The following is a 15,193-nucleotide window of genomic DNA, read 5'->3' as shown; positions in this document are numbered from 1 at the left end:
GAGCGAGTTCAGCCAGGCAGCTCGATGGCGGCGAAGTTCACCGTCGCGGTGGCGGCCAGCTGATCGTCGTCGCCTCGGTAGATGTCGACCTGGGCCACCACCGAACGGCGGCCGGTGCGCAGGATGGACGCGACGGCCCGGGCCGGCCCGACCTTGATCGGCCGCAGGTAGCGGATGAACAGATCCGTCGTGGCAATGCCGTTGCCGAACTGGGTGCTGCGCGCGGCGAGCTGACCGGCCGCCACGTCGGCCATAGTGGCGATCAATCCGCCCTGCAGCCCCCCAGAAGTGTTGACCACCCGCTCGTCGACCGGCATCTGCAGGGTCAGCGTGCCGTCGGCCGACGGCACCTCTTGCAGACCGAGTTGGTCGAACAACTCCCGGATCGATTGCGGCGCGGTCATGACGTCGGCTCGCCCGCCTCGTCCCAGGCCTGAAGCAAAGTGCACAGAATCTCTTCGGCGCGGCCCAATCCGGCCAGATGGCTCTCCCCGGGAATCGGGTAGAGCCGGGCATCGGGTAGCAGCGCCACCGCGTGCTTGCCGTGCGAGAACGGGACGATGTGGTCGGCGTCGCCGTGCCACCAGTGCACCGGCACCTTCACATCGGCGAGCCGGAAACCCCACGGCCGGGCGAACAAGATGGCATCGGCGATCGGCGCGGCGAGTTGCTTGCGGGAACCGTTGAGCAGGTCATCGAGGAACATCGCCTTAAACTCCGGGCGAGACAGCATCTCGCGGTCGCCCTCGGGGGAGAGCCGCGCGTAGAGCTCCAACGCCGGCGAGGCCACTGGGCGGACCATCCGAATCAGGCCGGCGGCCAGCAGGCTGATCGGTCGCCCGGCGTGGTCGAGTACCGGCTCGGCGAGCCGGGCCAGCCGCATCAGATTGCTGTCGATGGCCTCGGGGCCCACCGCCGGGGCGACGCCGCCCAGAACGCCGGCCGCCACCACCCGCTTGGGCATGGCCGCCGCGCATGCCAGCGTGTACGGGCCCCCGCCGGAGAGTCCGATGACCGCCATCTTTTCGATCCCGAGCGTGTCGGCAACGGTGCGCAGGTCGTCGGCGAACTGAGAGACCGTCTCGTACTGGAAGGGGGTCGAGGAACCGATGCCGGGCCGGTCCACCCCGATCAGGCGGATGTTGGCTTCGGTGGCATACAGCCGTGCCTCGACGGGAATCTGCCGGCGGGCGCCGGGCGTGCCATGCAACCAGAACATCGCCCGGCCCTGTGGGGCACCGAATTCGGCGAACCCGAGCTGACGGTCCTCGCCGACGGCGATGTTCCCTTCCATCTGCGGACGGGCGATGTCATAAGCCATGCTCGGAGTCTGGCATGTGCCCAGCAGCCGGGTCACCCCAGGTCGCAGGCTCGGTGATCGGCATCGACATTTCGGTGGGCTGCGTGCGGCCGCGCAACGTAGCCGAACCGTAGTGCGCCCAGCGGGCCCGCTCGTCGTGGTCGGCGCGTTCCAGCGCGGTCGCCGAACACAACACCCGGGCCGTGACCGCCTTGGCACGGTCGGCCAGCCGGGCGGCCTCGTTGACGGCGTCGCCGACCACGGTGTACTCGTAGCGGTTTTCGCTGCCGATGTTGCCGGCGAACACCGGCCCCGCCGACACCCCGATCCCGAAGTCCACCAACGGCAGCCGGCGAAGCCGGGCGATCAGGCTGCGAGCAGTGGCCAGTGCCGCCGCGGCCGCGTGAACGGACGGCACCGGAGCGCCGAACACCGCCAGCGCCGCATCGCCTTGAAACTTGTTGATCGAACCGCGCTGTGCGTCAACGGCGTCCACCACGATGCGGAAGAAGTCGTTGAGCACGCCGGCGACCTCGTCGGGTGGATGGGTGGCCGCCAGTTCGGTGGAGCCCACCAGGTCGATGAACAGGATCGCCGCTTCTTGGACCGAGCCGGAGAGCGCGAGATCCTGCTCGACGGCCAGCCGGGCGACATCGGAGCCGACGTGGCGACCGAACAGGTCCTGCAGCCTGTCGCGTTCGGCAAGACCGGCCACCATTCGATTGAATCCGGTTTGCAGCCGCCCGATCTCGGATTGCTCGTAGACGCCGACCGATGTGGTCATCTCGCCACGCTCGACCCGGGCCATCGCGTTGACGACTTCGCCGACCGGGTCGGAGATCGATCGGGACACCAGGATCATGGCGCGCACCCCGAGCAGCACCGCCACCACGCACAGCACCAGCACCGGGATCTCCACCGACGAGTCCGGGTCGATGATCCAGCCCTTCTGCCGGCAGATGATGAGCGCGATGATGGCCGCCGAGGGCATCGCACAGGTGATGAACCACATGGTCACCAGGCGGGCCAGTACGCCGGGGGCGGTCGCGCGGACCTCGGACCCCTGCCAGGCCGCGGCCACGATGGGGCGGAAGGAGCGTTGGGTGAACAAGATGCTGGTGCTCAGCGATGCGGTGCCCCCGAACACGATGATCGCGCCGAGCAGCACGATCAGTCCCATGTTGTTGGAGTGGATCGCGGCCATGCCGATCGCCCCGCCGATCAGCCAGGTTCCGAGCACGATCGCCGACTGCCGGCGCAGGATGTTGATGGCCGAGCGGCGTTGGCCGCGGTCGGGCGCCGCTCCTGCGGTGTACCAGCGCACGGACGGTGCGATGCTGGCGCTGCCGGCGGCGACGACGGACAGCGTCCCCAGCGTTACCAGTACCGCGACCAGCACCAGGTTCGGCACCGACAGCAAGGTGGAGTCGGTAAGTGGGGTCTCACCGTTGAGCGACACCACTACCGCGATCGCCTCGGCGCTGGTCAGCAGGTGGGCGAAGGCCAGTCCGGCCGCGTAGTCGCGAACCCGGACAGCGGTGCGCGGCCGCGTGCCTGCGCCCGAACCTGCAGTCGTCATCGCGGTCGTGCCCATCCCTGAGTGCGTTGTGCACTCAAGTTATACGGATTCGGTGGGACGCGGCGGGCGATCCCATTTGTACAAATACGCCTCAAATGTCTAGACGACGGACGAATCGAGCTGTAATGTCCAGTCGCGACGGTGGTTCAACTCACAAGGAGGGCGTGGATGGGCATCCAGACCGCAGAGGTGTGGCGGGACAAGAAGCGATACCTCTGGCTGATGGGCCTGATCGCCCCGACGGTGATGTTCACGATGCTGCCGTTCGTCTGGGCGATGAACCGGTTCGGCTGGCACCTGGCCGCGCAACTGCCGTTCTGGATCGGGCCGATCCTGGTCTACGTGCTGCTACCGGCGCTGGATCTGCGATTCGGCGCCGACGGGCAGAACCCGCCCGACGAGGTGATGGAGCAGTTGGAGAACGACCCGTACTACCGCTACTGCACCTACGCCTACATTCCGTTCCAGTACGCCAGCCTTGTCCTGGGCGCCTACCTGTTCACCGCCACCGATCTGAGCTGGCTGGGAGTCGAGGGGTCTCTCAGCTGGTTCGCCAAGATCGGGCTGACGCTGTCGGTGGGCACCCTGGGCGGGGTCGGCATCAATACCGCGCATGAGCTGGGGCACAAGAAGGATCAGCTCGAACGCTGGCTGTCCAAGATCACTTTGGCGCAGGTCTGCTACGGGCACTTCTACATCGAGCACAACCGTGGCCACCATGTACGGGTGGCGACGCCGGAGGACCCGGCGTCGGGACGATTCGGCGAGACCTTCTGGGAGTTCCTGCCGCGCACCGTTTACGGTGGCCTGCGCTCGGCCTTGCAGCTGGAGGCCGCGCGGCTGCGCCGACTGGGCTTGAACCCTTGGAGCCCGAAAGCGATCTTGGCCAACGACGTGCTCAACGCCTGGCTGATGTCGGTGGTGCTCTGGGGAGTGCTGATCGCGGTGTTCGGCCCGGCGCTCATCCCGTTCGCCGTCATTCAGGCCGTCTACGGGTTCTCCCTGCTGGAGTCGGTGAACTACATCGAGCACTACGGTCTGCTGCGTCAGACCCGGGCGAACGGCCGCTACGAGCGCTGCACCGCCGAACACAGTTGGAACTCCGACCATCTGGTGACCAACCTGTTCCTCTACCACCTGCAGCGGCACAGCGACCACCACGCCAACCCCACCCGGCGCTACCAGACGCTGCGCAGCATGGCCGGCGCGCCGAACCTGCCCAGCGGATACGCGTCGCTGATCGGGCTCACCTACTTCCCGCCGCTGTGGCGCAGGCTGATGGACCACCGTGTGCTGGCGCACTACGACGGCGACATCACCCGGGTCAACATCGCACCGCGCCGGCGCGCGAAGATCCTGGCGCGTTACGGGGTGACCGAAGCGGCGCTGGCGTGATGGCGGCCTACCGCTGCCCCGACCGCGGCGCGGCCAAGGCCGAATTCGAGTTGGTAGAGGTTGCTCGGGCGTGACACCCGCTAATCTCGCGGTGGTGAAACGCATCCCTTACGCCGAGGCATCCCGGGCGCTGCTGCGCGACTCGGTGCTCGACGCGATGCGGGAACTGCTGACCCGGCGGGACTGGTCATCCATCACGCTGGCCGCGGTGGCCGAGGCGGCAGGGGTCAGCAGGCAGACCATCTACAACGAATTCGGCTCGCGCCAGGGATTGGCGCAGGGCTATGCGGTCAGGCTGGCCGACCGCCTGGTCGACGCCGTGGACAGGGCCATGTCCAACAATGTCGGCGACATCCACGCCGCGTTCTTGGAGGGGTTCCGGTCCTTCTTCTCCGATTCGGCCGCCGACCCGCTGGTGATCTCGCTGCTCACCGGGGCCGCCAAGCCGGACCTGCTACAGATCATCACCACCGACAGCGGCCCGATCATCACCCGCAGCTCAGCGCGGCTGACGTCGTCGTTCATGCACAGCTGGGTCAAGGTCAGCGACGACGACGCCGGAATCCTGGCGCGGGCCGTCGTGCGGCTGGCCATGAGCTATGTCTCCATGCCGCCGGAAGCCGACCACGACGTGGCTGCCGACTTGGCGCGACTGTTCACCCCCGCGGCACAGACCTATGGCGTCGTCGACGCCGAATGACCCGGCCGAGCAGACTTTGGCCTGCGCCGGTAGCTTGTAGCGGAGCCAATTCACCGAACCTAACGGGGGCGTACTGATGAGTTTGACCGCGGACAGCCGCAACGGCATCGACTACAAGGTCGCTGACCTGTCGCTGGCCGAGTTCGGCCGCAAGGAGATCCGGCTGGCCGAGCACGAGATGCCGGGCCTGATGGCGTTGCGTCACGAGTACCACGGGGTCAACCCGCTCAAGGGCGCCCGCATCACCGGTTCGCTGCACATGACCATCCAGACCGCGGTGCTCATCGAGACCCTGGTCGACCTCGGTGCCGAGGTCCGCTGGGCATCGTGCAACATCTTCTCCACCCAGGACCACGCCGCCGCGGCGGTCGTCGTCGGGCCGCACGGCACCGTCGAGGAGCCCAAGGGCACCCCGGTCTTTGCCTGGAAGGGCGAGTCGCTGGAGGAGTACTGGTGGTGCGCTGAGCAGGCCCTGACCTGGGACGGCGAGCCGGCCAACATGATCCTCGATGACGGCGGCGACGCCACCATGATGGTGCTGCGCGGCGCCCAGTACGAGAAGGCCGGCGTGGTTCCGCCCGCCGAGGAGGGCGACTCCCACGAGTGGAAGGTCTTCCTGGGCACGCTGCGCGAGCGCTTCGAGACCGACAAGACCAAGTGGACCAAGATCGCCGAGTCGGTCAAGGGTGTCACCGAGGAGACCACCACCGGCGTGCTGCGCCTGTACCAGCTGGCCGCCGCCGGTGAGCTGGTGTTCCCGGCGATCAACGTCAACGACTCGGTCACCAAGTCCAAGTTCGACAACAAGTACGGCTGCCGGCACTCCCTGATCGACGGCATCAACCGTGGCACCGACGCACTCATCGGCGGCAAGAAGGCGCTGGTCTGCGGCTACGGCGACGTCGGCAAGGGCAGCGCGGAGTCTCTCAAGGGCCAGGGCGCGCGGGTGACCGTCACCGAGATCGACCCGATCAACGCGCTGCAGGCGCTGATGGAGGGCTACGACGTCCAGACCGTCGAGCAGGCCATCGGCGACGCCGACATCGTCATCACCACGACCGGCAACAAGGACATCATCACCCTCGAGCACATGAAGGCGATGAAGAACCAGGCCATCCTGGGCAACATCGGCCACTTCGACAACGAGATCGACATGGCCGCCCTGGAGACCTCCGGAGCGGTGCGCGACAACGTCAAGCCGCAGGTCGACGTGTGGACCTTCCCCGACACCGGCCGCTCGATCATCGTGCTGTCCGAGGGCCGGCTGCTCAACCTGGGCAACGCCACCGGCCACCCGTCGTTCGTGATGAGCAACAGCTTCTCCAACCAGGTGATCGCTCAGATCGAGCTGTGGACCAAGGGCGACGAGTACGACAACGAGGTCTACCGGCTGCCCAAGCACCTGGACGAGAAGGTGGCCCGCATCCACGTCGAGGCCCTGGGCGGCACGCTGACCAAGCTGACCAAGGACCAGGCCGAGTACATCGGCGTCGACGTCGAAGGCCCGTACAAGCCGGACCACTACCGGTACTGATCTCTCTGAGACCAAACGCAAAAGCCCCCATTCCGGCCTGGAAATGGGGGCTTTTGTGTTCGCTCGGCTAGGCTTCCCGCCGTGCTGATCGCGATCGAAGGCGTTGACGGCGCCGGTAAGAACACCCTGGCCCAAGGGTTGCGCACGGCCTTCGAGGGGGCCGGGCAGTCGGTGGCCACGTTGGCGTTCCCGCGCTACGGCGTCTCGGTGACCGCCGATGTGGCCGCCGAGGCGCTGCACGGACAGCACGGCGATCTGGCCGACTCGGTGTATGCGATGGCGATGTTGTTCGCGCTGGACCGCGCCGGCGCCAAGGACGAGATCGACGCGCTGTGCCGCGGAAACGACGTGGTGATCCTGGACCGGTACGTCGCCTCCAGCGCCGCCTACAGCGCCGCCCGGCTGCATCAGGACGCCGACGGGGAGATGGTGGGCTGGGTGCGCCGGCTGGAATTCGAGCGACTCGCGCTTCCCGCTCCGGACTGGCAGGTGCTGCTCGACGTGCCCACCGAACTCGCCGCGCAACGGGCCCGGCACCGCGAGGAGCGCGACGCCACACGCTCCCGCGACAGCTACGAGCGCGACGACGGTCTGCAGCGCCGCACCGGCGAGGTGTACCGAGGGTTGGCCCAAACTGAGTTTGCTGGGCGCTGGCAGGTAGTCGGCCCGACGGTCGATGCGGCTGCTCTGGCGGCCGAAATGCGCGGGTAACTCTGCGAAACGCGCGTGTGATAGCCACGTTTTGTCACGTTCTGGTGACACCATGTACGCCATGAGGCAAAGGATTCTTGTCGTCGACGACGACGCGTCGCTGGCCGAGATGCTCACCATCGTGTTGCGTGGGGAGGGTTTCGACACCGCGGTCGTCGGTGACGGCACCCAGGCGCTCACCGCGGTGCACGAGCTGCGGCCCGACCTGGTGCTGCTGGACCTGATGCTGCCCGGCATGAACGGCATCGACGTCTGTCGGGTGCTGCGCAAGGACTCCGGTGTCCCGATCGTGATGCTGACCGCCAAGACCGACACCGTCGACGTGGTGCTTGGGCTGGAGTCCGGCGCCGACGACTACATCATGAAGCCGTTCAAGCCCAAGGAGCTGGTGGCCCGGGTGCGGGCCCGGCTGCGCCGCAACGACGACGAGCCGGCCGAGATGCTCTCGATCGCCGACATCGACATCGACGTGCCGGCACACAAGGTGAGCCGGGCCGGTGAGCAGATTTCGCTGACCCCGTTGGAGTTCGACCTGCTGGTGGCGCTGGCACGCAAACCACGGCAGGTGTTTACTCGTGAGGTGCTTCTCGAACAGGTCTGGGGATATCGCCATCCGGCGGACACCCGACTGGTGAACGTGCACGTCCAGCGCCTGCGGGCCAAGGTGGAGCAAGACCCGGAGAACCCGACTGTGGTGCTGACCGTCCGAGGAGTGGGTTACAAGGCCGGACCTCCGTGATCCCCACCGGGGAGCAGCTGCGGTGATCTTCGCGTCTTCGACGATGCCGAGCGCCAAGGATGAGGCTGTGGGGGTACCTCCCGCTTGCGGGGGAGAGAAGCGCCAGTGATCTTCAGCTCCAAACGGCGCCCCCGGAGGTCGGGTCCACTACTGCTCGGTGTGAACACACTGCGCCGCGCGGTGCAGATCGCCTGGCGACGTTCGCTGCAACTGCGGGTTGTGGTGCTGACGCTGGGCATGTCGGCTGTGGTGATCCTGGGTCTCGGTTTCGTGTTGACCAGCCAGATCACCGACCGGGTGCTCGACGTCAAGGTCCGGGCGGCCACCGAGCAGATCGTGCGGGCACGGGTCACGGCCGGTGGCATCGTCGGCGGTGAGGAGGCCCGTTCGCTGACGTCGAGTCTGCAGCTGGCTCGCAACACGCTGATGTCCAAGACCGACCCGGCTGCCGGCAGCGGCACGGCAGGCGCGTTCGACGCGGTCCTTGTGGTGCCTGGCGAAGGGCCGCGCGCGGCGACCACTGCCGGGCCGGTGGATCAGGTTCCGGCCGCGCTGCGGGAATTCGTCAAGGCCGGTCAGGTCAGCTACCAGTACGCGACCGTGCACGTCGAGGGCTTTTCGGGTCCGGCGCTGGTGATCGGGACACCGACGACGTCTCGGATCACCAACCTGGAGCTGTATCTGATCTATCCGCTGGGCACCGAACGCAACACGATCAGCATGGTGCGCGGGACGATCGCCACCGGCGGCCTGGTGCTGCTGGTGCTGCTGGCCGGTATCGCTTTGCTGGTGTCGCGGCAGGTGGTGCTGCCGGTGCGGTCCGCGTCGCGGATCGCCGAGCGCTTCGCCGAGGGGCATCTGTCCGAACGGATGCCGGTTCGCGGTGAAGACGACATGGCCCGGCTGGCGGTGTCGTTCAACGACATGGCCGAAAGCCTCTCGCGTGAGATCACCCAGCTCGAGGAGTTCGGCAATCTGCAGCGCCGGTTCACCTCCGACGTCAGCCACGAACTGCGTACCCCGTTGACCACCGTGCGGATGGCCGCCGACCTGATCCACGACCACAGCGAAGACCTCGAGCCCTCGCTGCGGCGCTCGACCGAGCTGTTGGTCAGTGAACTGGACCGGTTCGAGTCTCTGCTCAACGACCTGCTGGAGATCTCCCGGCACGACGCCGGTGTGGCCGAATTGTCCGTCGAGTCGGTGGACCTGCGCACGACGGTCAACAGCGCCCTGGAGAACGTGGGTCACCTGACTGCCGATGCCGGAGTCCAACTCAAGGTCGACATGCCTGGCGAACCGGTGATCGCCGAGGTCGATCCTCGCCGGGTGGAGCGGATTCTGCGGAACCTGATCGCCAACGCCATCGACCACGCCGAGCACAAGCCGGTGGTGATTCGGATGGCCGCCGATGAGGACACGGTGGCCGTCACGGTGCGCGACCACGGCGTGGGCTTGCGGCCGGGCGAAGAGAAGCTGGTGTTCAGCCGGTTCTGGCGCGCCGACCCGTCTCGGGTGCGCCGCTCGGGCGGGACCGGGTTGGGCCTGGCGATCAGTGTGGAGGACGCCCGGCTGCATCAGGGCCGGCTGGAGGCCTGGGGCGAGCCGGGCAAGGGGGCCTGCTTCCGGCTCACCCTGCCGCTGGTACGCGGACACAAGGTCACCACCAGCCCGTTGCCGATGAAGCCGGTGAGCGCCGCCGAGCGTCGGGAGCGTCGTCAGCGGGCCCGCGAGCACGCCGAGAGGATCGGATGATGCGCCGCAACAGGATTGCGACACGGCTGTTGGCCGTGGCGGCGCTGGTCGGCGCGCTGGCGGGCTGCGCCGGGGTGCCCAGCACCTCAGCGCCGCAGGCGATCGGGACGGTGGAGGCGCCGCCGCCGTCAGTGCTGCCCAAGCCCACCCCGGGCATGGATCCCGATGTGCTGCTGCGGGAATTCCTCAAGGCGACCGCCGATCCGGCCAACCGGCACCGGGCGGCGCGCCAGTTCCTCACCCAGGAGGCGTCGGACTCCTGGGACGACGCCGGTAGCGCGTTGCTGATCGACAATGTGGTGTTCGTCGAGACGCGCAGTGCCGGCCGGGTTGCGGTCACGATGCGCGCCGACATGCTGGGGTCGCTGTCGGACATGGGGGTGTTCGAGACCGCCGAGGGCGCCCTGCCGGCCCCGGAGCCGATCGAACTGCTCAAGACTTCCGACGGCTGGCGTATCGACCGGCTGCCCAACGGGGTATTCCTGGACTGGCAGCAGTTCCAGGCGACTTACAAGCGCAACACGCTCTACTTCGTCGACCCGACCGGCAAGACGGTGGTTCCCGACCCCCGCTACGTGGCGGTGTCCGACCCCGACCAGTTGGCGACCGAACTGGTGTCCAAGCTGATCGCCGGCCCCCGCCCCGAGATGGCCGGGGTGCGCAACCTGCTGTCGCCGCCAGTGCGACTGCGCGGGCCGGTGACTCGCGCGGACGGGGGCAAGAGCGGGGTTGGCCGCGGCTACGGTGGCGCGAAGATCGACCTGGACAGCTTGTCGGCGACCGACCCGAACACCAGAAAATTGCTTGCCGCGCAACTCATCTGGACGCTGGCCCGAGCTGATATCAAGGGTCCCTACGTGATTGACGCCGACGGTGCGGCGCTCGACGACCGGTTCCCCGACGGGTGGACCACCTCGGATGTGGCCACCACCGATCCGGGCGCCTCCGATGGAGCCGGTGCGGGGATACATGCGCTGGTGGGTGGTTCGCTGCTGGTGCTGGATGGGCAGCAGGCCAACCGGGTGCCGGGCGCGTTCGGCCGCGAGCCCGATCAGGAGTCGTGCGCGCTGTCGCGCAATGGCCGCCAAGTGGCCTCGGTGGTGGTGCACCCCGGTGACCCGGAGGCCACCCTGTGGATCGGTGATCTCGGCGGCGAGGCGGTGCAGGCGGCTGAGGGGCACACCCTGTCGCGGCCCAGCTGGTCGCTGGACGAAGCCGTGTGGGTGGTGGTCGACGGCAACAACGTGCTGCGGGCCATCCAGGAAGTCGCAACGGGCCGCCCGGCCCGGATCCCGGTGGACTCCGGGGCGGTCTCCGCGCGGTTCCCCGGCCCGATCAGCGAGCTGCAACTGTCCCGCGACGGCACCCGGGCGGCCATGGTGATCGGCGGACAGGTGATCCTGGCCGGTGTCGAGCAGATGCCGGGCGGCCAGTTCGTGCTGCACTACCCGCGCCGGCTGGGTTTCGGGCTGGGGTCCTCGGCGGTGTCGCTGAGCTGGCGCACCGGCGACGACATCGTGGTGAGCCGATCCGATCCCAAGCATCCGGTGTCCTACGTCAACATCGACGGGGTCAACTCCGATGCGCCCAACGGCAACCTGCAGCTGCCGGTGTCGACGATCGTCGCCGACCCGTCCACGGTCTATGTGGCCGACCCGCGCGGCGTGCTCGCGCTGTCGTCCGCGGCGGCCGAGGACGAGCAGAGCTGGTCGCCGCTGGGGCCGTTCATGGTGAGTGGCGCGCTGCCGGTACTGCCGGGCTGAGCGACAGAACCCCCGCGCCCCGCTCTCATCTCCGCCCGCATCGCGCAGGCAGGCAGGGCCAGAAGTCCCGAGTCGGCGGAGCAGGTGCGGGTCTTCGTGCCCTGGCCGGACCGCTGGGAAACGGAGGATCGTGAATAGCGCAAGGTCCTCTTGGGCTCAGCGGGAATCGGGCTCGGGACCGCAAGGGAAGAAAGGGGCCGGGCCGTGGATGAACAGCTCGCGGGTTACCCGGACGCCGCGGCCGTCCGGGAGACCATCCGAACCGCACTAGTGCTGGCAGCACGGGCGCCGTCGGTGCACAATTCCCAACCCTGGCGCTGGCGGGTGGACCCGACGCCGTCCTCGCCCCGGCTGGACCTGTACGTCGAGTCCGATCTGCAGTTGCGCAATGTCGACCCCGACGGTCGGGGCATGATCTTGAGCTGCGGCGCGGCATTGCATCACTGCGTGGTCGCCTTCGCCGCGCTGGGCCAACAGGTCAAGGTTCGTCGGCTACCCGACCCGGGCCACCCCGACCTGCTGGCCTCGATCGAGCTGTGCCCGCCGGGTCCGCAAGCCGATCTCTCCCAGGTCGACGTCGCGCTGGCGGCGGCGATCCCGCGGCGGCGCACCGACCGGCGGAACTTCAGCGGCTGGCCGGTGGCCGGCGCCGACATCGCATTGATGGGCGCGCGTGCCGCCCGGGCGGGCGTGATGCTGCGCCAAGTCGACGCCCTGGACCGGCTGAACGCGGTGGTGGCCCGCGCGGTGTTCGAGCACCGCACCGATTACGAGTACCTCGCCGAGTTGGCGACCTGGAGCGGACGCTACGGGTCGGTGGCCGGCGTTCCGGCGCACAGTGTTCCAGCACCCGATGCCGGCGCCCCGATTCCGGGCCGGTTCTTCGCCGGGCCGGCACTGGCCCAGCCGCCGGGTGCCGTCCCGGCCGAGGACCGTGCCGTGATGCTGGCGCTGGGCACCGAGACCGACGACCGGCTGGCGCAGCTGCGATCCGGGGAGGCCACCAGCGTGGTGCTGCTGACCGCGACCGCGTTGGGGCTGGCCAGCTGCCCGGTCACCGAGCCGCTGGAGATCGCCGAGACCCGCGCCGCGGTGCGCCGCGACGTATTCGGAACCAGCGGTTATCCGCAGATGCTGCTGCGGGTGGGCTGGGCGCCGATCAATGCCGATCCGCTGCCGGCAACCCCGCGGCGCTTCCTCAACGACACCGTCCAGTGGCTGGCCGCCGACGTCCGCGAGGCCGAACCGCGAGCCGCCGACGGGCTGGCGCTCTACGCCTGAGGCGCACTGCGGCGGCTACGACACCAGGGGAGCGGCCCAGCGCAGCACCGTCCCGCCACCGGGGGCCGATGCGACGCTGAAGGTTCCGCCCGCCTGCTCGGCGCGCTGCCGCAGGTTGGCCAGGCCGCTGCGGTTGATCACCTCGGGCAGCCCGCGGCCGTTGTCGCTGACCTCGATGCTCAGGTCGTCTTCGACCTTGATCTGCACGGTCACTGCGGTGGCGCCCGAATGCCTGACCGTATTGCTGACCGCCTCGGAGACCACCGCCTCGGCGTGATCGGCCAGACCCGGCTCCACCACCGAGAGCGGGCCCACGAACTGCACGGTGGTGTGCAGTCCCGATCCGGAGAATTGGGCCACCGCGTTGTCCAGTCGCTGCCGCAATGGTGTCGCCGCGGAGGCGACGCCGTGCAGGTCGAAGATCGTGGTGCGGATCTCGCCGATGATCGCCTGCAGGTCGTCGACCGCATCGGAGAGCCGGTGCTGCACCGTGGCATCCCGGCTGCGTGGAATGGTGCCCTGCAATGACAACCCCACGGCGAACAGCCGTTGGATCACATGGTCGTGCAGGTCGCGGGCGATCCGGTCCCGGTCGGTGACCACGTCGAGTTCGTGCATGCGGCGCTGCGTGGTGGCCAGCTGCCAAGCCAGCGCGGCCTGATCGGCGAACGCAGCCATCATGTCGAGTTGCTCGGTGTTGAACGGGGGAGTGGTGGTGTGCCGCATCACCACGACCACTCCGGCCACCGCGTCGGCGGTGCGCAGCGGAAGTATCAGGGCAGGTCCGGCCGCGCGCACACCGCTCAGCGTCAGCCGGTCGACTCGCTGCGGCTCCCGCATCGAGAAGGCCTCGCCGACCGGTGAGCCGGTCACCGGGAGGGTTTCCCCGGACAGGCAAGCCATTGTCGGCCCGATGGTTTCGACCACCAGGAGTTCGCTGACCTCCGCTTCGGCGGCTTCCTCGTCCAGCGGGATGGCCACCAGCGCCGACTCGGCACCGGTGAGCTTGCTGGCCTCCTCAGCGATCAGCCGGAACACCGTGGAGGGGTCGGTTCCCGACAGCAGCTCGGTCGCGATGCCGTGGGTGGATTCGATCCAGGATTGCCGCGCCTTGGCCTGCGCGTATAACCGGGCGTTGGCAATCGCGATCCCAGCGGCGGCGGCCAGCGCCTGAACCAGCACCTCGTCGTCTTCGCTGAATGGCTGTCCGTTGGCCTTCTCGGCGAGGTAGAGATTGCCCACGACTTCGCCGCCCACGCCCACCGGCACGCCGAGGAATGTCCGCATCAATGGATGGTGTGGTGGAAAACCTATGGAGGCAGGGTGTTTGGACAGGTCGTCCAGTCGCAGGGTTTGGGGTTCGTCGATCAGCAGACCGACCACCCCCACCTGCTGGGGCAGCCGGCCGATCTTGACGAACGTGTCGTCGTCGATGCCCTCGTAGACGAACTGCTGCATTCGGCGGTGGCGATCGTGTACTTCCAGCGCACCGTATTTGGCATCGACCAGATTGGTAGCGGTCTGCACGATGGTGCGCAGGGTCTCGTCGAGTTCCAAGCCCGAGGTGACGGCCAGCATCGCCGCCAGCAGCCCGTCGAGACGGTCGCGGCCCTCCACGATCTGCTGCACCCGGTCTTGCACACCGACCAGCAGTTCGCGCAGTTGCAAATGAGAAAGTTTGTCGCGCAGGGGGTTCGGACCTTCCTCGGGTGCGTCGTCAGTCATTCCGTGCGCGCTCGAGTTTGGTGGCGAAGACCGCTGCCTGGGTGCGACGTTCCATGCCCAGTTTGGCCAAAAGCCGTGACACGTAGTTCTTGACGGTCTTCTCCGCCAGGAACATCCGGTCGGCTATCTGCTTGTTGGTCAGGCCTTCGGCGAGCAGACTCAGCAGTGTCCGCTCCTGTTCGGACAGGCCCGACAGCGGATCGGGTTTGGCGGCGGCGCCGCGCAGTTTGGCCATCAGGGCTGCTGCGGCGCGGTTGTCGAGCAGCGAACGTCCGGCGCCGACTTCCTTGACCGCGTGGGCAAGCTCCATGCCCTTGATGTCCTTGACGATGTAGCCGCTGGCGCCGGCCAGGATGGCGTCGAGCATGGCCTCATCGGAGGTGAAGGAGGTCAGGATCAGGCAACGTAGTTCGGGCATTCGCGACAGCAGGTCACGGCAGAGTTCGATGCCGTTGCCGTCCGGCAGCCGGACATCGAGCACCGCGACATCCGGAGACAGCGAGGGTATGCGGGCCAGGGCTTCGGCCACCGAACCGGCCTCACCGACCACATCCAGTTCGGGATCGGCGCCGAGCAGGTCGATCAGGCCGCGCCGCACCACTTCGTGATCGTCTACCAGAAAGACTCTGATCACATCGCGTCCTCTCACCCGAAGCCGTCGTCGCGGCGCGCACGCAGGCACTGCCCACGGTAGCTGCGACACCGGCGGAT

13 protein-coding genes are annotated in these 15,193 nt (G+C 68.1%); 8 read left to right on the top strand and 5 right to left on the bottom strand.

All coding sequences use genetic code 11. From position 1 onward, the window contains the following. Positions 1-8: 8 nt before the first annotated feature. The 3 genes from RCP37_RS15695 to RCP37_RS15685 are packed head-to-tail and all read right to left on the bottom strand — an operon-like array spanning position 9 to position 2,879. Positions 9-404 (bottom strand): PaaI family thioesterase, encoded by a 396-nt coding sequence (locus tag RCP37_RS15695; protein WP_046285641.1) that lies wholly within the window; start codon positions 402-404, stop codon positions 9-11. Further along, entirely contained in the window at positions 401-1,321 is a 921-nt protein-coding gene (locus RCP37_RS15690) for an alpha/beta fold hydrolase (RefSeq protein ID WP_308483965.1), read from the bottom strand. Before RCP37_RS15690 ends, RCP37_RS15695 begins: the two co-directional genes overlap by 4 nt. Continuing rightward, on the bottom strand, positions 1,311-2,879 hold the full coding sequence (locus RCP37_RS15685; RefSeq protein WP_308483964.1) for an adenylate/guanylate cyclase domain-containing protein: 1,569 nt from the start codon (positions 2,877-2,879) through the stop codon (positions 1,311-1,313). Before RCP37_RS15685 ends, RCP37_RS15690 begins: the two co-directional genes overlap by 11 nt. 168 nt (positions 2,880-3,047) lie before the next feature. Between RCP37_RS15685 and RCP37_RS15680 the strand changes: the two genes are divergently transcribed. From RCP37_RS15680 to RCP37_RS15645, 8 genes are all read left to right on the top strand, one after another. Beyond that, positions 3,048-4,274, top strand: a complete 1,227-nt coding sequence (locus RCP37_RS15680) for an alkane 1-monooxygenase (protein ID WP_308483963.1) — start codon at positions 3,048-3,050, stop codon at positions 4,272-4,274. A gap of 94 nt (positions 4,275-4,368) precedes the next feature. Then, positions 4,369-4,974 carry a TetR family transcriptional regulator AlkX gene (gene alkX / locus RCP37_RS15675; protein ID WP_308483962.1) on the top strand — a complete coding sequence of 202 codons (606 nt, stop codon included), beginning with the start codon at positions 4,369-4,371 and terminating at the stop codon, positions 4,972-4,974. A 73-nt stretch (positions 4,975-5,047) separates the two neighbouring features. After that, the gene (gene ahcY / locus RCP37_RS15670) at positions 5,048-6,508 is read left to right on the top strand and encodes an adenosylhomocysteinase (protein WP_308487109.1); all 1,461 of its coding nucleotides are present in this window, start codon (positions 5,048-5,050) and stop codon (positions 6,506-6,508) included. A gap of 81 nt (positions 6,509-6,589) precedes the next feature. After that, a complete protein-coding gene (locus tag RCP37_RS15665; protein WP_308483961.1) occupies positions 6,590-7,219 on the top strand; it encodes a dTMP kinase in 630 nt (209 codons plus the stop codon). Between the two features lie 52 nt (positions 7,220-7,271). Beyond that, positions 7,272-7,958 (top strand): two-component system response regulator MtrA, encoded by a 687-nt coding sequence (mtrA, locus tag RCP37_RS15660; protein WP_019737852.1) that lies wholly within the window; start codon positions 7,272-7,274, stop codon positions 7,956-7,958. A gap of 105 nt (positions 7,959-8,063) precedes the next feature. Next, positions 8,064-9,713: an MtrAB system histidine kinase MtrB gene (mtrB, locus tag RCP37_RS15655; RefSeq protein ID WP_308483960.1), complete on the top strand. Its 1,650-nt coding sequence runs from the start codon at positions 8,064-8,066 to the stop codon at positions 9,711-9,713. After that, the gene (gene lpqB / locus RCP37_RS15650) at positions 9,713-11,476 is read left to right on the top strand and encodes an MtrAB system accessory lipoprotein LpqB (protein WP_308483959.1); all 1,764 of its coding nucleotides are present in this window, start codon (positions 9,713-9,715) and stop codon (positions 11,474-11,476) included. Before mtrB ends, lpqB begins: the two co-directional genes overlap by 1 nt. A gap of 204 nt (positions 11,477-11,680) precedes the next feature. Next, positions 11,681-12,757 carry an Acg family FMN-binding oxidoreductase gene (locus RCP37_RS15645; RefSeq protein WP_308483958.1) on the top strand — a complete coding sequence of 359 codons (1,077 nt, stop codon included), beginning with the start codon at positions 11,681-11,683 and terminating at the stop codon, positions 12,755-12,757. Between the two features lie 15 nt (positions 12,758-12,772). On the opposite strand, the gene RCP37_RS15640 is transcribed toward RCP37_RS15645, so the two are convergent. Then, a complete protein-coding gene (locus RCP37_RS15640; protein ID WP_308483957.1) occupies positions 12,773-14,482 on the bottom strand; it encodes a GAF domain-containing sensor histidine kinase in 1,710 nt (569 codons plus the stop codon). Further along, positions 14,475-15,116, bottom strand: a complete 642-nt coding sequence (gene dosR / locus RCP37_RS15635) for a hypoxia response regulator transcription factor DosR/DevR (protein WP_308483956.1) — start codon at positions 15,114-15,116, stop codon at positions 14,475-14,477. Before dosR ends, RCP37_RS15640 begins: the two co-directional genes overlap by 8 nt. Positions 15,117-15,193 lie beyond the last annotated feature (77 nt).

It is taken from the genome of Mycolicibacter sp. MU0102 (assembly GCF_963378105.1).
Classification (GTDB): Bacteria; Actinomycetota; Actinomycetes; order Mycobacteriales; family Mycobacteriaceae; genus Mycobacterium; species Mycobacterium holstebronense.
This window is presented reverse-complemented; position numbering and strand designations above follow the sequence as displayed.

Excerpts from the sequence above, each read along its gene's own strand:
- RCP37_RS15695 (WP_046285641.1), bottom strand. The coding sequence starts at position 404 with ATGACCGCGCCGCAATCGATCCGGGAGTTGTTCGACCAACTCGGTCTG.
- RCP37_RS15690 (WP_308483965.1), bottom strand. The coding sequence starts at position 1,321 with ATGGCTTATGACATCGCCCGTCCGCAGATGGAAGGGAACATCGCCGTC.
- RCP37_RS15685 (WP_308483964.1), bottom strand. The coding sequence starts at position 2,879 with ATGACGACTGCAGGTTCGGGCGCAGGCACGCGGCCGCGCACCGCTGTC.
- RCP37_RS15680 (WP_308483963.1), top strand. The coding sequence starts at position 3,048 with ATGGGCATCCAGACCGCAGAGGTGTGGCGGGACAAGAAGCGATACCTC.
- mtrA (WP_019737852.1), top strand. The coding sequence starts at position 7,272 with ATGTACGCCATGAGGCAAAGGATTCTTGTCGTCGACGACGACGCGTCG.
- lpqB (WP_308483959.1), top strand. The coding sequence starts at position 9,713 with ATGCGCCGCAACAGGATTGCGACACGGCTGTTGGCCGTGGCGGCGCTG.
- RCP37_RS15640 (WP_308483957.1), bottom strand. The coding sequence starts at position 14,482 with ATGACTGACGACGCACCCGAGGAAGGTCCGAACCCCCTGCGCGACAAA.